We start from the raw sequence: 23974 nt of genomic DNA, 5'->3' as shown, positions 1-23974 counted from the left end.
TCAGTGGATGGCGCCCTGGCGCATCAGCGCGGCGTATATGTCCCGCGTCGCGGCACCGAGTGACCGCGACAATTCCTCCAGCGCCGCGATCCGCTCCACCCGCGGCGCGGCGCGCACCGCTTCATCCGGCGACACCAGCAGCGGCACCAGGCTGGCGGCGCGGGCGAGTCCGATCAGCAGCGCGTCGCGGGGTTCGGGGATGCTGTCGTCCAGCAGCACATGGCGCAGACGTGCGCGAACCTCCTCGACCTCCACCCTCGCCTCCGCCTTGGGGTAGCGGCGCTCCGGGAAGACCCACAGGAACCGGTCCTCCACCCGCCGCAGCACGCCCGCTTGCACCAGGCGTTCCAGCAATTGCGGGCGCAGCAGCCCGGCACCCTTGGCGAAGTCCTGGATCCAGCCACGGCTGGTGCGCGCGGCACCCGGCTCCGCCAGCCGTGCCAGCACGCCATCCAAAACGGGGTCGCCGATGGGCCGCGGGTCCACCACTGTCAGGCTGTCGAGGTCCGTGTCGATCCGTCCCGCCAGCGCCAGTTCCATCAGGATGGCGCCCACGACCGCCAGGTCGCCCGCCGGTCCCGGTAGCCCCACGGGCTTGCCCGTCTCGTCATCAAGGAGGAGGAGCAGAATCTCCTCCGGCATCGTCAGCGCCATCGCATCCATCCCGGGCATTGTGATGGAGTGTGCAACGAAAAGGGGCGGCCGTCAGGCCGCCCCCCGCTCACCACCGAAGGCTCTTTCTCAGCTGCCCGCCTGTTCAGCTCACCGTGATGTTGAACTGCCGGGCGACGGCGGTCCATTCGGTGATCTCTCGCCGCATCAGCGCGATGAAGTCCGCCCCCGCCGGCGGCGGATTGCGCGGCATGGTCTGCAGCTCGACGAAGCGGGAGGCGAGTTCCGGCCGCGCCAGGATCGGCGGGATGATCGCCGTCAGGCGCTCCACGATCGGCGCCGGCAGGCCCTTCGGTCCGGACAGGCCGAGCCACTGCGCGGAGGTCAGCTTGGGATAGCCGAGTTCCGCGAAGGTCGGCACGTTCGGGAACATCGCCAGCCGCTGGGCGGTGGAAACAGCAAGCGCGCGCAGCGACCCGTCCCGCATCTGCTGCGTGTTGGTGGTGATGGGGTCCACCATGCATTCAATGTTGCCCGCCAGCACGTCCTGCATGGCCGGCGCGCTGCCGGCATAGGGGATGTGGTCAAGGTTCGGCGCCGCCGCCTCCGCCGACAGCATCGCCCCCAGCAGATGCGGCGCGGAGCCGATGCCGGAGGAGCCGTAGCGGACGGGGCGCGTCTTCGCCGCGGTCAGCAGTTGCTCCAGCGTCTGGAAGGGGGAATTGGCGCGCACCAGGATGATGTTCGGCGCCTCCACCAACTGCATGATGTGGGTGAAGTCGTTGATCGGGTCGAAGGGCAGGCTCGGCCGGGTCGCCGTGCTGAACACCTGGACAGAGGCATGGCTGACGAGCAGCGTGTAGCCATCCGCCGGCGCCTTGGCGACCATGTCGGTACCGATGATGCCGCCGGCACCCGGGCGGTTCTCCACCACGATGTTCTGGCCCAGGGCCTGGGACATGGCCGGCGCCATCAGGCGCGCGACGGTGTCCACCAGCCCCCCCGGGGGGAACTGGGCGACCAGGCGGATGGTGCCGCGGCTGGGCCAGGCGCCCTGGGCACGCAGCGCGGCCGGCGCGGCCAGGGTACCGACGGCGCCGGCGGTCAGGCCGAGCAGATGACGACGTTGCAGCATGGATGCGCTCCCAGCGATCAGAACCGGCCGGGCAACCGCACAATTTCTGGGCACATCACCCAGCACCGCATGCGATAGCCCTTACCTGCCCGCATGATAGGCAAACATCATGCCGCGCAGATGGCCATGGCGTGTCAGCGCCTCCACTTCACGCTTCCCGCTGCGCGGTCCCCATCCCGACACCGCGGATATCGGCCACCGCCACCGCAAGGGATCGGTTCAGGCTCTCGATCCGCGTGACGACCTCGAGCCAGGGCTGTACCCCCGACAGCTCCGCCGCCGAGAAGATCAGCGGCAGCAGGCCCGCCGCCCTCGCCAGGCCGAGCAGCAGCGCGTCGTGCGGATCGGGGATCTCGCCCTCCAGCAACAAGGCGCGCAGCCGGGCGCGCGCCTCCGTCACTTCCGCCCGACCCGGCGCCTTGGGATAGCGGCGGTCGGGCAGGATCCACAGAAGGCGTTCATCGACCCGCTGCAGGACGCCGCGCGCCACCAGCCGGTCCAGGATCACGGCCCGCGCCGCCGCTATATCGCGCGCCAGCAGCGGGATCGCGCCGCGGGCATCCGTGGGCGCGCCGGGTGCGGCAAGGCGCGCCAGCGCAGCGTCCAGCGCCGCATCGCCGGTCGGCGCCGCATCCACCAGGATCAGCCGGTCCCGGTCCGTATCCAGCCGCCCCGCCAGCGCCAGTTCCATCAGCAGCGCGCCGGCCAGCGCGCGGTCGGGCCCCATGCCCGCACGGCCGACCGGCCGCCCGGTCTCGTCATCCAGTGAAAGGAGTGTGATCTCCTCGCCCAGGCTGAGCACGCCGTCCATCGGCCTCAGCCCTGCGCGAGCGCGGCGGACCAGGGCGACATCACGTCGGTGATGCCCTGGCGCGTGCCGTCGGGGGCGATGCGGATCAGGTTCGGGCAGGCGAAGTTCACCGGCAGCACGGCGTGCTCCACGACCTCCAGCGGCCCCATCGCCGCCAGCGCATCCAGCGTCGCCTGGGGCAGGCGGCGGTCGGCGGTGGCGCCTTCCGGGCCACTCACATCGATGCGCGGGAAATGCGCGGCGGCCTCCGCATCCAGCCCGAAGCCTGCGACGAGGGCGAGGGTCTGGAACACCGCCGCCAGGATGCGCCGCCCGCCGGAGGCACCGAGCGCCATCTCAGGCACCCCCACCCCGTCGGAAACCAGCACGGGCGACATGTTGGTCAGCGGCCGCTTGTTCGGACCGATCTGGTTGGGGGAACCCGGCCGCGGGTCGAACCACATGACCCCGTTGTTCATCAGCACGCCGGAGCCCGGCAGCACCACACGGCTGCCCATGGAGGACAGCAGCGTGGTGGTCATCGCCACCATCATCCCGTCCGCGTCGCAGACGGTCAGGTGGGTGGTGCAGCTGTCCGCGCCCTTGGGCTCGGCATCGCCAAGGCCCTCCAGCCGCTCCGCATAGGCGGCCTTCATCGCCTCCGCGAAGGCGATGTGCCAGGCGGTGCCGGGCTCCGTGCCCGACCAGTCCGCCCCTTCCATCAACTCCATCACACGCCGGAAGGTCGGCGTGGCGGTCAGCCCGTTGGAGAGGTGGAGCGTACGGCCCCGCCAGAGCACGGCAACCGCCGGGAGCACCCGCGCGCGGCAGCCCGCGAGATCGGCGGCGGACAGCACGCCGCCCATCGCCTTCACATCCGCTGCGATGGAGGCTGCGATCTCGCCCTCGTAGAAGTCACGGAACCCTGCCGACTGCAGGCGCTCGAGCGTCGCCGCCAGATTGCCCAGTTGGAAGAAGCCCGGCGTGCCCTGGTAGGGCGCCACGGGCGGCAGCCCGCCCGGCAGGTAGATGCGCGCCGATTCGGCATAGAGCTTCAGGGTGGAAGCCGCGTTCGCGATCTTCAGCGTGGTGAACCAGTCCTGCGCCAGGCCCCGCTTCGCCAGCGCCACCGCCGGCGCCAGCACGTCGCGCGCCGGCAGGCGGCCACGCTTCTCGTGCAGCAGCGCATAGCCGGCGACGGAGGACGGGATGACGAAGCTCATCGGGCCATGGATGTTGCGGTCGCCCACCACCTCCGGCCAGGCAAACAGGTCCTGCTTCATCCGCCCGGTGGTGGGGAAGTCCTTGGCGTCGAGTCCGGCAGGGGAGACGGGACCGAAATCGATGGTCTCCGCCGGGCCGCCAGGGGCTGCCACCTGCGCGAAGCCGATGCCGCCAAGGCCACTGTTCCAGGGCTCCATGGCCGCCAGCGCGAAGGCCATGCCGACCGCCGCATCGGCCGCGTTGCCTCCCGCCTCCAGAATGGCGATCCCGGCCTCGGCCGCATCGCGTGACTGGCTGGCGACCATGCCGCGCCTGCCCTGCGCGGCCGGCTTGGCGACCTGCCAGTGCTGGCTGACGTGAACAGGCGGGGTGTAGGTGAGCGGCATCAGGCATGTCCTCCGGAGATCCCAGGATCGACCCGCAAGGCGCGATCGACAACCCCGGCGCCGGCGTATCCCGCGGGCGGGGCAAAAAACCGCCGCCGTTGCAATGTTCCTCGCCATGGCAACGAAAGTTCGGCGAGGTGGAAACTGCATGTCGACCGATCCGGGCATTTCCTGTCTTCCACGGGCGCCCTACAGTGCTGCGGTGCCGGCCCCGCGCGGCACAGCGTGATCCTTCGGCGCCTTTCCCGCGGCAGCGCCTGTCTATGCAGCCGAGGTTACTGGATGCCTGCACTCATCGCCGATCGCTACGAGTTGCGTGAGATCATCGGCCAAGGGGCGTCCGGCGTGGTGGTTGAAGCCGTTGACCGCCGGTTGGGCCGCCTTGTTGCCCTGAAGATGATGCGCGGGCGCACCAGCACGGAAGAACACCAACGCATGCTGCGGGAGGTGCAGGTCTCAGCCCGCCTCAATCACGGCAACCTCGTCACCGTGCATGATGCGGGGATGCATGAGGGCCTCTTCTACATCGTCATGGAACTGGTGATCGGGGAGCCGCTGGGCGCACCCATGCGGCGCGGGGAGATCTCGCCGCGGCAGGCGGTGGAGATCGTGGTGGAACTGCTGGACGGGCTGGCCCATGCGCATGCCCGCGGTATCGTCCACCGCGACGTGAAGCCGGCCAACATCCTGCTGACGATGAGCGAGAATGCCGGGCACGGCACGCCGAAGCTGACGGATTTCGGCATCGCCCGCACGGAGGCGAGCGACCTTACGATGGCCGGCACGATGGCCGGGACACCCGCCTACATGGCCCCCGAACAGTTGCGCGGCGAAGCCGCCGATGCACGTGCCGACCTCTGGGGCCTTGGCATCGTGCTGTTCGAGATGCTGGCGGGCCGGCATCCCTTCCGGCCACCTGCCGACTTCTTCGCCCTGACCCATGCGATCGTCCACCGCCCGACCCCGGCGCTCGACAGCCTGGTGCCCGGCCTGCCGGCGGCACTTCCGGCCATCGTGGCGCGGGCGACCGCCAAGGCCGCCACAGAGCGGTTCGAGGATGCATCCAGCATGGCTGCCGCCCTGCGGGCGGTTCTGACATCGCCCGCGCCCTGGCCGGCACGCAGCGCCTTCCTGCCGCCAGAGGAGCAGGAGGATGCGACACGGCGCATCGGCGCGGCGGGCTGCGCCTGACCCCGATGCCTCGCCGGCCCGTTCAGCCCTTCTGGCTGTCGGCGAGCCCCTTGCCCATCAGCAGCCCCATCTCCCCGGGCCGGTCACTGTAGGTGCGCATGGTGCGGTAGGGCACATCGGTGACTTCCGCGATCAGGTTCAGCTTCTGCGCGACATCCAGAGCGCTGAACTTGCCCGCCCGCGGCCGCTTTTCGTACACCGCCGCCACGGCCTGGACGGTACGCTGGGGAATCAAGCCCAGCACCCGGACATGTTCCGGCGTGATGTCCGACGCAACCAGGGTGCGGTCCACCATGGAATAAGGAACGGAGGCGGCAGCCCGATGCGCCGGCGTCGCCGCGGCAGGTGCCGTCACGCTCAGTTCGCGGGCGGGGAAATCGAGTTCCGCGCCGTTCTCCTGTTCGATGAAGACGCGGTCGCCATCGCAATCCAGGACAACGCCGCTGCGCTTGCCGTCGCGATGCCAGACTTTCTGCCCAATCTGGAACATGCCGCGATCCTCCTCTGCCAGTGCCGCGGGCGAGGATCGCCGGCGGGTCGTCAGGCGCGGTTCTTGCCCAGCCGCCGGCGTTCGACCTGGCGTTCGAAGTCCAGATCCTCATGCCAGGCGAGGTGGGCGTCGAGCGCCGCCTGTGCGCCTGCAGCATCGCCGCGGGACAGGCGATCCAGGATCTCCCTGTGTTCCTGTGCGATGCGCGGCTTTGGCCGGACATCATGGCCGAGGCCCCAGACGACCGATAGCTGCCGCGCGACGCTGAGCCAGAGTCCGTGCAGCACGCCGTTGCCGGACAGCCGGCAGAGTTCCCCGTGGAAAGCCTCATCGGCCGCGACAATTGCCGCGGCGTCCGGCCCGCTGGACACGGCCTCATACCGCTCCGCCGCCCGCCAGGCCGGCGCCAGGCGTTCCGGATTCGCGGGGCCGCTGGCCGAGATCTCCCGCAGGGCCAGTGTTTCCAGCGCCGTGCGGACGCGCATCAACTCCGCCACGTTGCGGTTGGTGATCTGCATGAGCCGCATGCCCTTGTAGGGCGTGCTGACGACGATACCCTGGCTTTCCAGGAGGCGCAGCGCCTCCCGCACCGGGACGCGGCTGATGCCGAGGTCGCGGGCGATCTCAGCCTCTACCAGACGATCGCCAGGCAGGAAGATGCCGCGGGCGGCGGCGGCGACGATGGCCTCGGCGGCCTGTTCCACCATGGTGCGCGGCTGCACTGGCGACAGGCGCCGGGAATCCGAGGCAACGTCGAGAGGCGGCGCTTCAACGACGTCGGGAGAGAGCGTGATCACGATGCGGGGGGCCTCGGTCAATCGTATCCAGTCTAAATTCAATCTATTGGTTCGGTAAGCCTCTTCCTTGCCAGCCCCGATGCCACTATTGCGGTAACACCGCAGTGTCTCATTTCTGCAACAGTAAACCCTCTTGCCGAATGGCCGAATCCCTGGCTGTTGCGCGACGGCGCGACCGGCACCGCGAGAGTGCCCGGCGCGCCGCCACAACCCTGCCGGGAGACACATCGATGTTCGGAATGTTCAAGGCCCAGGCGCCTGCCTTCGACCTCACGCCTCGCAACTGCCTCGTCGCCAGCCTGCTCTATTGCATGGCGTCCGACGGCGAGATGGACCAGGAGGAGATCGGCCATCTCCTGTCCGTCATGGGCCCCAATGCCACGCGGCAGGCCCTCGATAACGCGCTTCGCTATTGCCGTGCCACGCCGGCCGAGCAGTTCGCCGCTGCCGCGGCGCCCAAGCTGCGCCACGACCAGAGGCTCTGCATCGTCCTGAACATGATCGACAGCGCCATGTCGGACGGCCAGGCCGAGCCGGAGGAGCAGCGCCTGGTCATGGGCTTTGTCCAGGCCTTCGGGTTGAGCGAAGCGGAGCTTGAGCCGCATTTCCGCACCCTGACCGCGAAGAACGACCGCGCGGTGCTGGACCGGTAGGGACCCTCTGGGGGGATGGCCTGCGCGGGTCGTCCCCCTTGCCACATAGGGCAAATGCCCGCAGATGGCCCGCGAACGGCCCCGAGGGCGCCGGGGCTTGCAGGCGAGGAGAAGGTTCGATGGCAAAGACCGTTAAGATCGGCAACCTTGGCATGGAGGGTGCCTTCCGCACCTTCATCGAGGACGAAGCCCTGCCCGGCACCGGGATCGAACCCGCGCGTTTCTGGTCTTCATTCGAATCCATCCTCCGCGAGTGGGCGCCGCGGAACGCGGAACTGCTTGCCACGCGCGATGCATTGCAGGCGAAGATCGATGCTTGGCACCGCGCCAACCCCGCGCGCCCCGTGGACCTGCCCGCCTACACCGCCTTCCTGCAGGAGATCGGCTACCTGGCGCCGGAGCCCGAGCCCTTCTCCGTCGGCACCACCGATGTCGACGCCGAGATCGCGACCATGGCCGGCCCGCAGCTCGTCGTCCCCGTCTCGAATGCCCGCTACGCGCTGAACGCCGCCAACGCCCGCTGGGGCAGCCTGTATGACGCGCTCTACGGCACCGATGCGATCCCGGAGGCGGATGGCGCCGAGAAGGGCCGCGGCTACAACCCGAAGCGCGGCGCCAAGGTCATCGCCTTCGCGCGCAAGGTGCTCGACCAGGCCGTGCCGCTCGCCGGCGGCGCCAGCCATGCCGACAGCACCAGCTACGCGATCGAGGGCGGGACCCTCGTTGTCGCCCTGAAGGATGGCAGCAAGGTCCACCTCGCCCGCCCCGGCCAGTGCATGGGCTACCAGGGGGAGACCTGGGCGCCCAACGCCATCCTGCTCGGCAACAACGGGCTACGCATGGAACTCCACATCGACCGCGGCAGTGCGATCGGGCGTGAGGATCCGGCCGGCGTCAGCGACCTGGTGATGGAATCCGCGCTGACCACGATCATGGATTGCGAGGACAGCGTCGCCGCTGTCGATGCCGCCGACAAGATCGATGTCTATCGCAACTGGCTCGGCCTGATGAAGGGCGACCTGACCGCCGACCTCGAGAAGGGCGGCAAGACCATCACCCGCCGCCTCAACGCCGACCGGGTCTGGAAGACGCCGGCCGGCGGCGCGATCACGTTGCATGGCCGCTCCGTCATGCTGGTGCGCAATGTCGGCCACCACATGATGACGGATGTCGTCACGCTGGACGGCGCCGAGATCCCGGAAACGGCACTGGACGCGATGGTGACCGTCGCGATCGCGCTGCACGACATCCAGCCGCCCGGCCGCGGCAAGCGGATGAACAGCCGCACCGGCAGCGTCTACATCGTCAAGCCGAAGATGCATGGCCCCGATGAGGTCCGCCACGCCGACCTGCTGTTCAAGCGGGTGGAGGATGCGCTTGGCCTGCCGCGCTACACCGCCAAGCTCGGCATCATGGACGAGGAACGCCGCACCACGGTGAACCTGGCCGCCTGCATTCGCGCCGTGAAGGACCGCGTGGTCTTCATCAACACCGGCTTCCTGGACCGTACGGGGGATGAGATCCACACCGCGATGGAAGCCGGCCCCGTCGTCCGCAAGAACGACATGAAGGGCCTGCCCTGGATCAAGGCCTATGAGGAGTGGAACGTCGATGTCGGCCTCGCCGCCGGCCTCCGCGGCCGCGCACAGATCGGCAAGGGCATGTGGGCGATGCCCGACATGATGGCCGCGATGCTGGACCAGAAGGTCGGCCACCCCAAGGCCGGCGCCAACACGGCCTGGGTCCCCTCCCCCACCGCCGCGACGCTGCATGCGCTGCACTACCACCAGGTGGATGTCCCGGCGCGCCAGGCGGAGATCGTCGCCGGTGGCCCGCGCGGCAGGCTGGACGACATCCTGACCGTACCCGTCGCGACCAACACCAACTGGGCACCGCAGGATGTGCAGGCGGAGCTGGACAACAACGCGCAGGGCATCCTGGGCTATGTCGTCCGGTGGGTGGACCAGGGCGTCGGCTGCTCCAAGGTCCCGGACATCAACGATGTCGGCCTCATGGAAGACCGCGCCACGCTGCGCATCAGCAGCCAGCACATCGCCAACTGGCTGCGCCACGGCATCGTGACCCGAGCCCAGGTGGATGAGACACTGAAGCGCATGGCCGCGGTGGTCGATCGCCAGAATGCCGGCGACCCGCTCTACAAGCCCATGGCGCCGGGCTTCGACGGCCCGGCCTTCAAGGCAGCCTGCGACCTGGTCTTCGATGGCGCAACGCAGCCGAACGGCTATACGGAGTTCATCCTGACGCGGCGGCGGCGCGAGGCGAAGGCGGCCCCGTAGCCACCCCGCCCTCCAACCCACTCCCCGTCCGGGAAACCGGGCGGGGAGACGGGGTTTCCCGGCGTGCCGCCGCGCCATTCCCTGGCTGGTGGTGCCCCGCAGGGTGTCCTAGCCTCGCCGCGCGATCACACTGCGGAGAGCCACCCTGGCCCGATACGCCGTCCTGCTGCTGTCCCTTCTCGGCGCCTGCGCCACCACCTCGGCGGTCGTCGAGTTGTCGCCGGAGGTCTTCGGCCTGACCACCCACGCCTCGACGCCCGCCACGGCAGCGCGGCGCGGTGTGGAACAGGCGCAGCGCTTCTGCGCCGATCGGGACAGGGGCTTCGACATCGTGCGCAGCGAGATCTGGCCGAACGAATACCGCATCGCCTTCCGGTGCCCGCGGGTCATTCCGGACCCGGTCGCGGAAGCACTGGTCGCGCCCCTGGTTTCTCCTCTTGACCTGCCCCCCGCCCCGGAGCCGCCGGCCGCAATCTTGCGAAACCGCCGGGGCGTTCCCACCAGCCCCGGCCTCTTCTAGAATGCCTCCTTGGCAGCGGAAGCAGTGATGGCGGACGAGGACTGGACGATCCCCGCGGAAATGCGGCCTGACCCGGCCGAATACCGCTTCGATGTGGCGCGCACCCTGGCTTCCGTGGTGTCGATCAAGTCGCGCGTGCCGGCCGACGCCTTCTCCGCCCGGACGCTGGGCACGGAGCGCGAAGGCAGCGGCGTGGTGATCGGTGCCAAGGGGCTGGTGCTGACCATCGGCTACCTGATCGGCGAAGCCGACAGCATCTGGATAACCACCTCCACTGGCCGAGTCGTCCAGGGCCACGGCCTAGCCTATGATTTCGAGACCGGCTTCGGCCTGGTACAGGCGCTGGGGCGGCTGGACGCACCCACCATGCCGCTCGGGACCGCTGCGCTGCCGGAGGCCGGTGCCAATACCATCCTGGCCGCAGCCCCGCATTCCGGTCGCAACGCCGCGGAAGGCGGCGCGCTGGCCTGCTCCATCGTCGCCAAGGAACCCTTTGCCGGCTACTGGGAATACCTGCTGGAGGAGGCGCTCTTCACCGCCCCCGCCCATCCGTCCTGGGGTGGCGCCGCCCTGATCGGGGAGGACGGGGCCCTGATCGGCATCGGGTCCCTGGTGCTGCAGCACCGGGACTCGAAGGGACGGCGGCTGGACCTCAACATGGCTGTGCCGATCGGGCTGCTGCACCCGATCCTGGACGACATGACGAATTACGGGCGGGTCAACAAGCCGGCGCGGCCCTGGCTCGGCCTCTACTGCGCGGACCAGGAGGAAGGGATCATCGTCGCCTCCGTCGCCAGCAAGGGGCCCGCGGACAAAGCCGGCATCAAGCCCGGTGATCGCATCATCGGCATCGAGGGTGAGAATGCCGCTGATCTAGCGGCGTTGTGGCGTCGCTTGTGGTCGCTCGGGCAGGCGGGGGTCATGGTCCAGGTCTCGGTGGAACGGGATGGCAGGCGCTTCAGCCTGCCCGTCACGAGCGCGGATCGCACCAGTTTCATGAAGGCACCGCGCCTGCACTGAACGGCGGCGCCTACCGCCTCCGCCATCCCTGCGTGGCCCGTGCCGTCAGCGCCCCCACCACCATCTGCGCCAGTTTCGCCATGATCGAGACGCCGAGCAGCACGCAGGCCATGGCGGCGGCGGCGCTGGCCTGCCCGGCTTCATCCATGTGCACCACGGAAACGGAGGCCGGCTTGGTGTCGGGCCCGTAGAGGAAGATCACGGCGCTGACCGTCGCCATGGCGTTGACGAAAAGATAGACCCAGATTTCCAGGATCGCCGGCAGGCAGATCGGCAGCGTCACACGCCGGAAGGTTTCCCACACCGGGACCTTCAGGCTAGCCCCTACCGCCTCGAACTCCGGGTCCAATTGGCGGATCGCCGTTGTCGCCGCCAGATGACCCACGGTGTAGAAATGCACCAGCGAGTTCAGGACCAGGATCGCCAGGGTGCCATACAGGAACCCTAGCGGATTGGCAGGGTGGTTGAAGAACAGGATGTAGGCGAGCCCCAGCACCAGACCCGGGATCGCCAACGGCACCGTCGCCAGCAGCCCCACGGCACTCCGCAGGCCCGCATCCACGCGGGACAGCCGCGGCGCGCGTTCCATGACATAGGCGCCGAGGAACACGATGACGGTACCGATGCAGGCCGTGGCCAGCGCCATGCGGATGGAGGTGCCGACCGCGCCCCAGCCCGATGAATCGAAGCGGCCGAAATCATAATTGTCCAGCGTCAGCGCCAGGTTCCAGGGCCAGAACCGAACCAGCGAACCCCAGGCGGCGACGGCGACGATGCCGACCAGCATGAAGGCCACGGCAAGGCAGAACAGCGCCAGTGGCAGGTCGCGTGCAAGGCGCGGGCGCGGTGCGAGCGGCACGGCACGGCCTGTCAACGTTGCCGCGCGCTTGCCCTCCGCCCAACGCTGCAGCGCGAATGCCGCAAGCGCCGGGAGCAGAAGCACCAGCCCCACGACGGCACCCATGTTGAAGTCCTGAAGCCCGACGACCTGCTTGTAGACGTCGGTCGCCAGCACCGGGAACTGCCCGCCGATGACCTTCGGGATGCCGAAATCCGTGACCACCCCAGTGAAGACGACTACGGCGGCGGAGACAAGGCCGAAGCGTGCGCCGGGCAGCGTGACGGTCGCGAAGATGCGCGCGCGGCCGGCCTTCAACGCCTCCGCCGCCTCATACAGCCGCGCATCCGCGGTGGCCAAGGCCACCGAAAGGATGATCGCCGCGGAGGGGAAGGTGCTGAACACCTGGGCCACGATGATGCCGGGTGCGCCGTAGATGTTCTCCATCGGCAGCATCCAGCGCAGCATGCCCTGGTTGCCGAAAAGATAGATCAGGGACAGCGCCGGTAGTAGCGACGGCGCCAGGATGGGCAGCAGCATCACCGCCCGGAACGCCGGCTTGAAAGGCAGGCGCGACCGCGTCAGCGCGTAGGCATAAGTGAAGGCCATCGGCACCACGATCACCATCGTCAGCGCCGCGGTCCAGATGCTGTTCCAGGCGGATCGCAGCAGCACGGGCGTGCTGACATAGGTCACGAAATTCGCCAGGCCCACGAACTGACCGGCCTGGTCCTCGAAGGCCCGTGACAGCAGCACCGCCATCGGCAGCCCGAGCGCCAGCAGGAGGAAGCCGCCCGCGAGCCAGAGCCCCGCACGAATCAAACGCTGGTCGACGGAAGCCTCTATCCGCACCTGCCGGCCAGCGATCGCCTCACTCATCTCCGGGAAAGACCATCACGCGGTCGGGCGGAATGGCGGCCACCACTTCCGCCCCCGGCAGCGCGCCGACGGCCCGCACCAGATCCGGCGCCGCTTCCGCTTCCAGCCGGAAGGCGCCGCGTTCCAGCGACAGCCGACAGGTCGGGCCCAGATACTCCAGATGCGTCACCACCATCGGCATCGCGCCCGGCAAGCCGTTTGCCGCCGCGCCAAGACGCACCTCCTCCGGCCGCACGAAGGCGCGCAGCGCTGTGCCGTACAGCATGCCGCGCGCAGCATCCGCCCAAAGGACAGTTCCGCCGGCGGAGATCGTGCCAGGCACCGCCTGCACCACCGCATCGAAGGCGGAGGACCGGCCGACGAAGGACGCGACGAAGGCGGTGGCTGGTGTGCGATAGACCTCCTCCGGCGTGCCGACCTGCTGCACATGGCCGCGGCTCATGACCAGTATCCGGTCCGAGACTCCCATCGCCTCCTCCTGGTCATGCGTCACCATGATGGTCGTGACGCCGAGTCGCCTCTGAAGGTCTCGAATCTCCTGCCGCAGTTGGAGGCGCACGATGGCATCGAGGGCAGAGAGCGGCTCATCCAGCAGCAACAGGCCCGGTTCGGGCGCCAGCGCACGGGCAAGGGCCACACGCTGCTGCTGCCCGCCAGAGAGCTGCGCTGGATACTTGGCTGCGTGTTCCGCAAGGCCGACGAGGTCGAGCAGTTCGGCCACGCGCGCCTTCACCCGCGGCATCCGCCAGGCAGGCCCGCGCAGGCCATAGGCGATGTTGTCGGTGACGTTGAAATTGGGGAAAAGCGCGTAGGACTGGAAGACGATGCCGAAATCCCGCGCCGCCGGCGGCAGGCCGGTGATGTCCCGCCCGGCCTGGCGGATCACGCCGGTCGTCGCCGGATCGAGCCCCGCAATGGCACGCAGCAGCGTCGTCTTGCCGCAGCCCGAAGGGCCGAGGAAGGAGATGAACTCCCCTTCCCGGATCGAGAGATTGACATCCTTCAGCGCGACGAAGCCGCCGAACTGCTTCCCCACCGCCGACAGGTCGAGATAGGGCGCCTGCGTTGCCGCGTGGCGGATGCCGCCCTGCAACAGCGTATCGAGGGCGGTCATGCGGGCGTGCTCAGCGCGGCGCCGACTTGCCGTCAAAGCGCTGCGACCACTCGCGCAGGATGCGGTCACGCTGCAGCGCCGTTTCCCGGAAATTCACATTGACCAGGCGCTGCGCGAATTCCGGCGGGTAGTTGCGCACCGTCGCATCGACGCCCGGCAGCGCGAGCATGGCGTAGAAACGGCCGTATTGTTCCATGGCGGGGCGCGAGACAGCGAAATCCGCAAGGCGCTTCGCCGCATCCAGGTTGCGCGTGCCGCGCAGGATCGCAGTGCCTTCCAAATCGAAGCCCACGCCATCGGTCGGGACGATCACCTCGATCGGCGCACCCTGGTTGCGCAGCGTCACGGCGCGCATGTCGAGCGAGATGCCGACGCCGTATTCACCACGCGCGGCATTGTTGCAGGGGGCGCTTCCGGAATGGGTGTAGACCTGCACGTTGTCATGAAGGCGGGTCATGTAGGACCAGGCATTCGCCTCCCCCATCGCGCCCATCCAGCCCGCGACGGTCAGGAACCCAGTGCCGCTGGAAGACGGGTTGGGCATGGCGACTTGGTTGCGGAAGCGAGGATCCAGCAGGTCCGCCCAGGTCGAGGGACGCGGCAGGTTGCGCTGCGCGGCGACGGCCGTGTTGAAGCAGATGGTGGAGACGAAGGCATCCATGCCCGTCCAGGTCATCGGGCTGCGGTCGCTGCGCATGTTGGGTCGCAGCGCATCGGTGCCGGCGGGCGTGTAGCCCTCCAGCATCTCCAGTGCTTCCATCTGCAGCAGCGAGTAGACGGACAGCCCCCAGACCACGTCCGCTCGGGGGTTCTGCCGTTCAGCGATCAGGCGGGCCGTGATGACGCCTGTGGAATCACGGACCCAGACGATCTCGATATCCCGAACCGCAGCTTCGGCGGCCGCCTTGAACGGGGCAAGTTGCTCATTCTCCAGCGCCGTATAGACGGTAAGCCGGGTTCGGGACTGCGCCTCGGCTTCGGCAAACGGCATGAAGGCCAGAAGGCCGGCGGCAAGATAGGCGGAACGCATCACGGTGGGGTCCTTCCCTGGCGTGCGTCTCCTGCCCTATCGCGATCTGGCGTCGCGGTGATGACGATACTGTTTCAGTTCGATGGCGTGCGTCAATGCGGGATCAAGGCCCCTCGCCGGCCGCCATCCGTTCCTCGATCGCGGTGATGGCCCAGGGGAGGTCGGCGATGCTGTCGATTACCAGATGGGCGCCGGAATCCACCAGTTCCGCCGTGGCGCGGGTACGGATGGCGTCGCGATCGGATTCGGGCAGGACGGCAAGGTCTTCCGCGGAGAGGCCGGCGATGTTGCCGGAAAGCGCCAGGCCGACGGTCCAGGTGCCGGCCTGACGGCCCTCACCGATCCCCGGCGGCGTGTCATCCACCTTCACCACGGCGGAAGCGGGCCAGATGCCCATCTCCGCCAGCACCTTCCACATCTGCAGCGGCGCGGGGCGCCCGGCGGGCAGGTCGCCGGCGCAGACCATGATCTCCGGCGCGAAGCCCTGCGCGGCGGCCAGGGGGGCGAGGCGCTGCATGATGGGGCGGGTGTAGCCGGTGGTGGAGCCCACGCGGATGCCGCGCTCGGCCAGCGTGGCGAGGGTTTCGCGCGCCCCGGGGATCAGGGCGCTGTGGGCCTCCACCGCCGCGATGTTCAGGGGTTCGAACACGTCGAAGATCGCCTGGACATCGGCTTCGCCGAAATCGCGTCCATGCTGCGCGCGCCAGGCATCGTTCACGGCGGCGCCGACCAAGCGGATGTGGTCGGCTTTCGCCATGCCCATCGGCCCGCGCGCATCGGCGATGGAGATGGCGACGCCGAACTGACGAAAAGCCTCCACGAAGGCGCCCATGGGGGCGCGGCTGCCATGGTCCAGCACCGTGCCGGCCCAGTCGAGAACAACAGCCTTGATCATGCGGGCAGACCCCATGCGGTGAAGACATCGGCGGCCAGGCCGAAGGCGGTGGAGGCCCCGGTGCCGGAGGTGACGGACACCAGCATCACACCAGGCGTCACTTCCTCGAAGAAGGCATCCTCGGGGCCGGAGGGATAGACGCCGATCCAGCGATCGATCACCGGCGGCGGCATGCCCAGGACTTTCGCGTATTCGTCGAGGATCAGGGCATCCACGGCTTCCGGCTGGAACGGGTCTGGCGTCGGGTCGTAGTGATGACTGTCCCCCACCACCAGTGACCCGTCCGCGGACTGCACCACGATCAGATGCACGCCGTTGTCGAGATGCGGTTGCTGGTCACGCGCGAGTTCGGCACGCAGTGCCGGCAGCGATGGGCAGCCATGGTAGCCGCGATAGCGATGCAGGCCGAGGTCGCTCATCACCGCCGCCGGCAGGCGCCAGCCGGGATCGGCGAGGCGCAGCATGTGCAGCTTGCAGAGCGTGACCTGGCGCTTGGCGAAGGCGTCGGGGAAAAGGCTGACGAGGTCCGTGCCGGGGCAGACCACGATGCGGTCGGCGTACAACGGGCCCTGCGGCGTCTCCACCCGCCCCGTAGAGATGGCCAGCGCGGCGCGCCCGGGGAAAAAGGTGACGCCCTGCGTCGCCAACCAGGCGCGGAGCCTGGGGATGGCGTCACGGCTCTCGACCCGAAGTTCATGCGGGGAATGCAACGCGGCCAGGACGGCGCCGTCCTGCCGCAGCGGCGCCGGCAGGGCTTCGCGGCGCAGCACCGTACAGCCTTCCCCCATCGGCCCGGCGGCAAATTCCTCGATCACCGACACGGCCTCCGGCCGCCGCGCCGCCATGAGCGTGCCGCGGTGGATGACGGGGATGCCGGCCCGGGGCGCCACATCGGCCCAGACATCGCGGGCGTGCCGGGCGCGACGCCAGGTATCGGGGCTGCCCTGGCCGGTGACGGTGACGAAGCCGAAATTGCGGATCGAAGCGCCATTCGCCCGCACATCCCGGTCCAGTACGCCCACCGTCAGCCCGGCCCGCGCACCCTTCAGTGCATGGGCGAGGCCCACGATTCCATGGCCGATGATGAGAAGGTCGAAATGCGGGTCGATCATGCGGTGCAGCATCGGCACGCCGACGCCGTTGCACAAGCGACAATCAGAAGCGGTTGGGTGAGAAGACCCTTGGCGTGCCCGTCCGCCCCCGGACGCCCTCCGCCACAAGTTGCCCGGCGATCGGTCCGAGTGTCCAGCCATTGAAGGTCACGGCGTGATGCAGGCCGGGCACCCGCGCATCGGCGCCGATGATGGGGCCCGGCACCTGGACGTTCACCCCGGTCCAGGCACGGATCACATGCAGCCCGGCGATGGCGGGCAGAACGGTGCGGGCGACATAAAGGTTACCCTCGATCGAGGCGCGCAAGTTGCGCGGGCGGCCGGCGCTGTCTGTCACGCCAGGCCAGGCACCGCCGATGACCAGGTGGCCGGCATCGCCCTGCTTCACCGACAGGTGGCGCCCGGCATGCAGGATAAGGTGGCGCATGATCTCGGAGCCTGACGCCTCCGTCGCCATCACCTGCTGCACGGCCGCCTTCACCGGGATCGGCGCGCCGATCATGGCGCCGAGTTGCCCGGCCCAGGGCCCGGTCGCGTTCACCACCTGACCAGCGCGGATACGGATGCCGTCGGTCGTCTCCGCGACAAACCCCGCGCCCTCGCGCGCCACGGCGGCGATCGCGGTAGCGCCGCGCATGCGCGCCCCGGCCCGGGTCGCGGCGCGCAGCAGCACGGAAAGCCCGCGGAGGGGATCCATCTGCCCCTCATCCGGGCAGAAGGCAGCGCCGGCGAAGCCGGGGGCGAGGTACGGAGCCATCGCATAAAGCTCGTTGGGGCCGAGCACCTCGCTCGCGACGCCGAACTGCCGCTCCATCGCCACCTTGTCCGCCAGCGCCCGAACCTGCGCCGCGGTCTCGGCCAGCATGATGCCGCCCTCGGTGCGGATGCCGAGCGCCTCGCCCTCCTCCGCCGCGATCTGGCGCCACAACCGGATGCTTTCCGGACCGATCGCCAACACCTGCGCCGCCGCGCTTTCGGGCCCCTCCGCCGCTCCGGCGCTGTCATAGGCGTGCAGTTGGACGTGCAGGCTGCCGGCATTCGCGGTGGTCGCGCCCTGGCCGGGCTCCGCGCGCTCCACCACCAGCACATCCATGCCTTCGCGGGCGCAGGCGAGGGCGGAGGAGAGGCCGAGGGCGCCGCCGCCGATGACCAGCACCTGGCAGTCCAGGGTCTCACCCGTCAGGGGCTTGCGGCGGCCGGGAGCAGTAGGGCCGGGAGCGGCGGAGGGCCCCTCCTCCCATTCGGGCTTCTCCATCGCCAGCGCGATGGCAGGCACGGGCTTCAGGGGTGCGCGTGGGGCGGCCCAGCCGACCTCCTCGCTTGCGCCGACCAGGCGGGCGACGGTAGCGCCGCACATGCGGCCCTGGCACCGTCCCATGCCCGCGCGCGTCGCCTTCTTCACGGCACCGACCGAGCACGCACCGTCGGACGCTGCGGCTCGAAGCGCGCCAGCCGTCACCTCCTCACACCGGCAGACGAGGGTGGTGTCCGGGATGGCGGTGACATCGAAGGCGGGCACGGCGAAGAAGCGCCACAGCGCGTCCTGGAACCCCACTGCCCGCGTCAGCGCCCTGCGGCAGGAAGCGTCATCCGCCACACCGGGCAGCAGGTCCCGCGCCGCCGCGAGGCCCGCGAGGCGGCCACGCGCGAGTGCGATGCGCGAACCGCCGACCTGCGCGCCGTCGCCGACCGCGAAGACGGCCGGCAGGCTGGTGCGGCCGTCCTCATCCGTGATCGTCTCCAGCCGCCCGAGGCCGCTGTCATGGAATCGATGTTCGCAGCCCAGCGCGCGGGCCAGGCCGGTTTCGGGCTGGAAGCCGAGGTTGAGCGCGAGGGCGTCGGCCTCCATAATGATCTGGCCCTGTGGCGCCGCGGCACGAAGCCGGACGAAGCGGCCCTCCCCCTCCGCGGCGATGGGCGTCGTCCCCCACAGCAGGGGTACACCCGCCCGCTGCAGGATCGCGAGGTAGCGCGCGCCATCCCATGCGAGGTCCGGCGCCTTCGCCGCCAGCCTGAGCGCCTGGCGCCACGCCAGAAGACCCGGCTTCGGCGCCGCTTCCAGCACCGCCGCGACCTTCACGCCGCCTTCGACCAATTCGCAGGCGAGCTGCAGGTTCAGCGGACCATTGCCTGCGATCACCACGCGTTCACCGGGGGATACACGGTTGGCGCGCGCCAGGGTCTGCAGGCACCCTGTTGTCATCACGCCGGGCAGGGTCCACCCGGGGATCGGTACCGGCCGTTCATGGGCTCCCGCCGCGATGACAAGGCGGCGCGGGCGGAACAGGACGTTGCGCCCCCCCACCAGGGCTGCGATTTCATTCTCCGCGAAGCCGCCCCAGACAGTAGCGCCGAAATGGAAGACCACGCCCGCGGCGATGGCGCGATCCCGCAAGGCGTCGCCCTGGCGGAACTGCCGATCCGGCGCTTCGTGACGGTGGCTCTTGGCCAGCGGCTTCAGGTACTGGCCGCCGGGGGCGTCACGCTCATCCAGCGCGATCACGCTGGCTCCGGCCTCCGCCGCGGCGATGGCAGCGGACAGGCCGGCGGGGCCTGCGCCCACCACCAGCACGTCGCAGCCCCGCTGCTCCGCCTGGTGCTCGGCCGCCGGTGCCAGCGGTGCGGGGCGTTCGGGCGCGGCGCGTTCCACGCGCATGCCGGGCTCCACCTTGGCGAGGCAGGCGCGCTGGTTGGCGCGGCCATCGATGGTGACCAGGCAATCGAAGCAGGCCCCCATGCCGCAATGCAGGCCGCGCGGCGCGCCTGATGCCGTATACCTCAACACCATCTCGCCAGCGGCGGACAGCGCGGCGGCCACGGTTTCGCCAGGCAGCGCGGGAATCGGGCGGCCATCGAGGGTGATGCCCACGGCTTCGGCAGCGGGATGGATGTCCGGATGGGTCAGGCGCATGGAGTGGGCTTGATGCTTTCGCGGAATCTGGGCTGGATGGCACCCGACTGAGAGATGGGGGCCGATCGATGGGTGGCGAGAAGTTTCGCGGCTGCTACACGGTGTTGATCACGCCGTTCACGGAAGATGGCAGCGCCGTCGATGTCAAGGCGCTGGAGCGGTTGGTGGAATTCCAGATCCGCGAAGGTATACGCGGCCTCATCCCACTGGGCTCCACTGGCGAATTCCTGTCGGTCTCCCCGGACGAACGGACGCAGATCGTGGAGACGGTGGTGAAGACCGCCGCCGGCCGCGTGCCCGTGCTGATCGGCACCGGGGCGGAGGATACGCGAGAGGTGGTGCGCACCTCGAAGGAGGCGGAGGCACTGGGCGCCGATGGCGTCATGATCATCCCGCCCTTCTATTCCGTGCCGACGCTGCCGGAACTGATGCACCACTACGACACGGTGGCGAGGGCGATCGGCATTCCCATCATGGTCTACAACAATCCCGCGACCGCGAATGTGGACATGACGGCGGCGATGCTCGCCGAGATCTCCCGCATCCCCAACTGCACCTACGTCAAGGAAAGCACGCTCGAGGTCACGCGCGTGCGGGACATCATTGATCTCTGCGGGGACCGGATGGAAGTCTTCGCTGGCGTGCTGGGCTACGAAAGCGCCTGGCTCGGCGCCATCGGCTGGGTCGCGGTGTGCAGCAACCTGGCTCCGAAGCTGAGCACGGCGATGTTCCACGCCGCCGCCTTCGACAAGGACATGGACAAGGCGCTGTCGCTGTACCGCCAACTGATGCCGCTGCTGCCCTTCGTCGGCGGCCCACGCTACGTCAGCGGCACCAAGATGGGATTTCGCCTCATGGGCATGAGCATGGGGAGCCCGCGCCCGCCGCGACTGCCGCTGCCGGGCGCCGACACCGCCGCGCTTTCCGCCGTGCTGCAGAAGCTCGGCCTACTTTCCGAAGGGGCCCGCCAGGCCGCCTGACGTCAACGACTTCACAGGGAGAATATCCATGCGTCGCCTTCTGCTTGCCGCGGCCCTCGCCGCCTTTGCCACGCCCGCTTTCGCGCAAACCCCCGCCTGCACGCCCCGCGTCGCCGACAGCGACCTCATCAAGCCGCGCACACTCGTGATGTCCATCAACCCCACGCTGCGCCCGCTGCAGTATGTGGACGCGCAGGGCCAGTTGCAGGGCCTTCGCTTCGAACTCGGCGTGGAGATCGCACGCCGGCTCTGCCTGACGCCGGAATGGGTGCGGATCGAGTTCAGCGCGATGATCCCGGGCCTCGCCGCGCGGCGCTGGGACATGATCAACACCGGCACCTTCTACACCGAGGAACGCGCCCGCATCATGCAGATGCTGCGCTACGAGAACCAGGCCATCGCGATCTCCGCCGCGCGCGGCAACCCGCTCAACATCCGTAGCGTGGATGACCTGGCCGGCCGTACCATCGGCGTCGAACTCGGCGGGTTCGAGGAAGCGCGCACGCGCCAGATCAGCACGGAGCTGCAGGCGAAGGGGCTTCGGCCGCTGAACATCCGCACCTTCGACAATTTCGCCATCGCCTTCCAGGCGCTGCGCGCCGGCCAGGTGGAAGCGGTGACGAATGTCGATGCCGTCGCCGCCGAATACGACCAGCGTGGCGAATTCTCCCGCGTGCTGTTCGGCCTCTATCCCAGCCCCGCAAGCCTGAACTTCCGCAGCCGCACGCTGGCGAATGCCGTCGCCACCGTGATGACGGAAATGCGAGCGGATGGCTGGTACGATCGGCTGTTTGACCGCTACGGCGCCAGCAAGTGGACCGGCGCCTTCGAGATCGTTGGCCCGCAATAACAAGCCCACCCGGCCCCGCGCAGGCGGGGCCGGAATTGTCCAGCAACGGGGAGCCCACCCATCCATATCTGGTCCTGGTCGGGGTTCCTCGACTACCTCTTCAATGCCTATCTCCTGGAAGGCGCGATCACCACGCTGTGGCTGACCGCCGCCTCCCTCATCTGCGGCCTCGTGCTCGGCGTGCTGATCGCGCTGATGCGGCTTTCCGGCAACAAGGTGCTGGCCGCCATGGCCGGCTTCTACTGCTGGATCTTCCGCGGCACGCCGCTGCTGGTGCAGCTCCTCATCATCTATACCGGCCTGCCGCTCTTCGGCATCCGCTTCAGCGTCACCACGGCGGCGCTGCTCGGCCTCGCGCTCAACGAGGCTGCCTATCTCAGCGAGATCGTGCGGTCGGGCATCTCCGCCGTCGGCAGCGGGCAGCGCGAAGCGGGGCTGGCGCTGGGGCTTTCACGCACGCAGGTCTTCCGCACCATCACCTGGCCGCAGGCTTTCCGCATCATCATCCCGCCGCTGGGCAACAGCGTGAACGGGCTGCTGAAGACGACCTCGGTCGCCAGCGTCATCTCCATGGAGGAATTGCTGCGCCGGACGCAGATCCTGATCCAGGAGAAGTTCATGGTGCTGGAACTCTTCATCGCAGCCGCCTGCTGGTATCTGCTCATGACAACGGTCTGGGAACTGGTGCAAAGGCAGCTCGAGAAACGCTACGGCCGCGCCTATGCCGGCCACGCAGCAGACCGACGATAGTAAGGGGGTTTGACATGAGCACCTACGACATCGCCATCCGCGGCGGCCAGGTCGCCACCAGCTTCGGCGTCACGCGCTGCGACATCGGCATCAAGGATGGTCGTATCGCCGCCATAGCGGAAAGCATCACCGACGCCGCGCAGGTGATCGATGCCGGCGGCCTGCTGGTGCTGCCCGGCGGCGTGGACAGCCATTGCCACATCGAGGAGACGTCGCGCGGCGGCTACACCATGTCCGACGGTGAACCGCAGGTGACGGTGAATGAGGAAAGCTTCATCACCGCCTCCGCCAGCGCCTTCGCCGGCGGCACGACCAGCGTGGTGTGCTTCATCCCGCAATGGAAGGGCTTCGGCGTCTGGGAACGCTATGTCGATGCCCGCCAGCGCGGCGAAACGGGCATGCTGGACTTCGCCTTCCACCAGATCATCAGCGATCCAACCGATGTCGTGATGAAGGAGGAAGTGCCGAGGCTGGTCGCCGAGGGGGTTCGCAGCCTCAAGGTCTTCCTGACTTATGAGCCGCTGCACCTCGGCGATGCCGAATACATCAAGGTGCTGCTGGCAGCGCGGGAGCATGGCTGCCTCGTCACCGTCCACTGCGAGAATTTTGACGCCATCGGCTGGCGCACCCGAGCGCTGCTGGACGCCGGGATGACCGCGCCGCAATACCACGCCTGGTCACGCCCGCGCGTCGTTGAACGAGAAGCGACCCACCGCGCCATCGCGCTGGCGGAACTGGTGGACCAACCGATCCAGGTCTTCCACGTATCCTGCGAGGATGCGGCGGAGGAGATCGCCCGCGCCCAGGCGCGCGGCGTGAAGGTGTGGGGGGAAACCTGCCCGCAATACGTCACCCTCACCGCCGCCGACATGGCCCGGACCAACCCGAAAGACGGGGGCTTCGAAGGCGCCAAGTTCATGTGCAGCCCTGCACCGCGCGACACGGCTGAACATGGCCGCATCTGGGAAATGATTCGGCGCGGGACGCTCGACATCGTCTCCTCCGACCATTGTGGCTTCAGCTACGAGGGCGACAAGGGCAAGGGATCGGCAGGCCGCGACGCAAGCTTCGAGAAGATCCCGAACGGCATCCCGGGCCTGGCCGCGCGGCTGCCGATCATTTTCAGCGAGGGCGTCTCCAAGGGCCGCATCTCCATCGAGAAGTTCGTGGAGCTGACGAGCACGAACCCGGCGAGGCTGATGGGCCTCTATCCGAAGAAGGGCGCGATCCAGCCAGGTGCCGATGCCGATTTGGTCCTCTGGGATCCGAAGAAGAAGGTGACGATCACCAACGCGCTGATGCAGCACGCCATCGACTACACGCCCTATGAGGGGCTGGAGGTCACGGGCTGGCCGGTCAGCACCATCCGGCGGGGCGAGGTTGTGATGCGGGACGGCAAGGTCCAGGCGGAACCCGGCACCGGCCGCTTCCTGCCGCGCGGGCCCTACGACATGGTGAAGCCGCGCGGCATCACGCCGGACGGCTTCGGGGCCTGACGTC

21 protein-coding genes are annotated in these 23974 nt (G+C 68.9%); 9 read left to right on the top strand and 12 right to left on the bottom strand.

Annotated elements, in window-relative coordinates; all coding sequences use genetic code 11:
• From ACTIE5_RS19000 to ACTIE5_RS18985, 4 genes are all read right to left on the bottom strand, one after another.
• Entirely contained in the window at positions 1 to 654 is a 654-nt protein-coding gene (locus tag ACTIE5_RS19000; RefSeq protein ID WP_439551284.1) for a GOLPH3/VPS74 family protein, read from the bottom strand.
• A gap of 103 nt (positions 655 to 757) precedes the next feature.
• Positions 758 to 1747, bottom strand: a complete 990-nt coding sequence (locus tag ACTIE5_RS18995) for a Bug family tripartite tricarboxylate transporter substrate binding protein (protein ID WP_439551283.1) — start codon at positions 1745 to 1747, stop codon at positions 758 to 760.
• Positions 1748 to 1895: 148 nt separating this feature from the next.
• A complete protein-coding gene (locus tag ACTIE5_RS18990) occupies positions 1896 to 2558 on the bottom strand; it encodes a GOLPH3/VPS74 family protein (protein ID WP_439551282.1) in 663 nt (220 codons plus the stop codon).
• Between the two features lie 5 nt (positions 2559 to 2563).
• A complete protein-coding gene (locus ACTIE5_RS18985; protein ID WP_439551281.1) occupies positions 2564 to 4147 on the bottom strand; it encodes a gamma-glutamyltransferase family protein in 1584 nt (527 codons plus the stop codon).
• Positions 4148 to 4429: 282 nt separating this feature from the next.
• Between ACTIE5_RS18985 and ACTIE5_RS18980 the strand changes: the two genes are divergently transcribed.
• On the top strand, positions 4430 to 5338 hold the full coding sequence (locus ACTIE5_RS18980) for a serine/threonine-protein kinase (RefSeq protein WP_439551280.1): 909 nt from the start codon (positions 4430 to 4432) through the stop codon (positions 5336 to 5338).
• Between the two features lie 22 nt (positions 5339 to 5360).
• Here the strand turns inward: ACTIE5_RS18980 and ACTIE5_RS18975 are convergent, their stop codons facing one another.
• Both ACTIE5_RS18975 and ACTIE5_RS18970 read right to left on the bottom strand, forming a co-directional pair.
• A complete protein-coding gene (locus ACTIE5_RS18975) occupies positions 5361 to 5828 on the bottom strand; it encodes a hypothetical protein (RefSeq protein WP_439551279.1) in 468 nt (155 codons plus the stop codon).
• Between the two features lie 50 nt (positions 5829 to 5878).
• A complete protein-coding gene (locus tag ACTIE5_RS18970) occupies positions 5879 to 6646 on the bottom strand; it encodes a GntR family transcriptional regulator (RefSeq protein ID WP_439551278.1) in 768 nt (255 codons plus the stop codon).
• 209 nt (positions 6647 to 6855) lie between these two features.
• Between ACTIE5_RS18970 and ACTIE5_RS18965 the strand changes: the two genes are divergently transcribed.
• From ACTIE5_RS18965 to ACTIE5_RS18950, 4 genes are all read left to right on the top strand, one after another.
• Complete coding sequence (locus ACTIE5_RS18965) at positions 6856 to 7278, top strand: TerB family tellurite resistance protein (RefSeq protein WP_439551277.1); 423 nt, start codon at positions 6856 to 6858, stop codon at positions 7276 to 7278.
• A 119-nt stretch (positions 7279 to 7397) separates the two neighbouring features.
• Positions 7398 to 9575 carry a malate synthase G gene (locus tag ACTIE5_RS18960; protein ID WP_439551276.1) on the top strand — a complete coding sequence of 726 codons (2178 nt, stop codon included), beginning with the start codon at positions 7398 to 7400 and terminating at the stop codon, positions 9573 to 9575.
• A 214-nt stretch (positions 9576 to 9789) separates the two neighbouring features.
• On the top strand, positions 9790 to 10095 hold the full coding sequence (locus ACTIE5_RS18955; RefSeq protein ID WP_439551275.1) for a hypothetical protein: 306 nt from the start codon (positions 9790 to 9792) through the stop codon (positions 10093 to 10095).
• 27 nt (positions 10096 to 10122) lie between these two features.
• A complete protein-coding gene (locus tag ACTIE5_RS18950) occupies positions 10123 to 11115 on the top strand; it encodes a S1C family serine protease (RefSeq protein ID WP_439551274.1) in 993 nt (330 codons plus the stop codon).
• A 10-nt stretch (positions 11116 to 11125) separates the two neighbouring features.
• Here the strand turns inward: ACTIE5_RS18950 and ACTIE5_RS18945 are convergent, their stop codons facing one another.
• From ACTIE5_RS18945 to ACTIE5_RS18920, 6 genes are all read right to left on the bottom strand, one after another.
• On the bottom strand, positions 11126 to 12832 hold the full coding sequence (locus ACTIE5_RS18945) for a putative 2-aminoethylphosphonate ABC transporter permease subunit (RefSeq protein ID WP_439551273.1): 1707 nt from the start codon (positions 12830 to 12832) through the stop codon (positions 11126 to 11128).
• Complete coding sequence (locus ACTIE5_RS18940) at positions 12825 to 13946, bottom strand: ABC transporter ATP-binding protein (protein ID WP_439551272.1); 1122 nt, start codon at positions 13944 to 13946, stop codon at positions 12825 to 12827. Before ACTIE5_RS18940 ends, ACTIE5_RS18945 begins: the two co-directional genes overlap by 8 nt.
• A 10-nt stretch (positions 13947 to 13956) precedes the next feature.
• Positions 13957 to 14976, bottom strand: coding sequence for a putative 2-aminoethylphosphonate ABC transporter substrate-binding protein (locus ACTIE5_RS18935; protein WP_439551271.1), 1020 nt, complete (start codon positions 14974 to 14976; stop codon positions 13957 to 13959).
• A gap of 103 nt (positions 14977 to 15079) precedes the next feature.
• Positions 15080 to 15871: a phosphonoacetaldehyde hydrolase gene (gene phnX, locus ACTIE5_RS18930; RefSeq protein WP_439551270.1), complete on the bottom strand. Its 792-nt coding sequence runs from the start codon at positions 15869 to 15871 to the stop codon at positions 15080 to 15082.
• Complete coding sequence (locus ACTIE5_RS18925) at positions 15868 to 17019, bottom strand: TIGR03364 family FAD-dependent oxidoreductase (protein WP_439551269.1); 1152 nt, start codon at positions 17017 to 17019, stop codon at positions 15868 to 15870. Before ACTIE5_RS18925 ends, phnX begins: the two co-directional genes overlap by 4 nt.
• 7 nt (positions 17020 to 17026) lie before the next feature.
• A complete protein-coding gene (locus ACTIE5_RS18920) occupies positions 17027 to 19894 on the bottom strand; it encodes an FAD-dependent oxidoreductase (RefSeq protein ID WP_439551268.1) in 2868 nt (955 codons plus the stop codon).
• 68 nt (positions 19895 to 19962) lie between these two features.
• Between ACTIE5_RS18920 and ACTIE5_RS18915 the strand changes: the two genes are divergently transcribed.
• From ACTIE5_RS18915 to hydA, 4 genes are read left to right on the top strand one after another with little or no spacing between them, the layout of a single operon-like run.
• Positions 19963 to 20874: a dihydrodipicolinate synthase family protein gene (locus ACTIE5_RS18915; RefSeq protein ID WP_439551267.1), complete on the top strand. Its 912-nt coding sequence runs from the start codon at positions 19963 to 19965 to the stop codon at positions 20872 to 20874.
• A gap of 28 nt (positions 20875 to 20902) precedes the next feature.
• Entirely contained in the window at positions 20903 to 21724 is an 822-nt protein-coding gene (locus ACTIE5_RS18910; RefSeq protein WP_439551266.1) for an ABC transporter substrate-binding protein, read from the top strand.
• A 60-nt stretch (positions 21725 to 21784) separates the two neighbouring features.
• Complete coding sequence (locus tag ACTIE5_RS18905; protein WP_439551479.1) at positions 21785 to 22474, top strand: amino acid ABC transporter permease; 690 nt, start codon at positions 21785 to 21787, stop codon at positions 22472 to 22474.
• A 14-nt stretch (positions 22475 to 22488) separates the two neighbouring features.
• Entirely contained in the window at positions 22489 to 23970 is a 1482-nt protein-coding gene (gene hydA / locus ACTIE5_RS18900) for a dihydropyrimidinase (RefSeq protein WP_439551265.1), read from the top strand.
• Positions 23971 to 23974: the final 4 nt, after the last annotated feature.

Origin of the sequence: Falsiroseomonas sp. (assembly GCF_051859025.1) — a bacterium.
Classification (GTDB): Bacteria; Pseudomonadota; Alphaproteobacteria; order Acetobacterales; family Acetobacteraceae; genus Falsiroseomonas.
The sequence above is the reverse complement of the archived record's forward strand: the minus strand, read 5'-3'. Positions and strand labels throughout refer to the sequence as shown.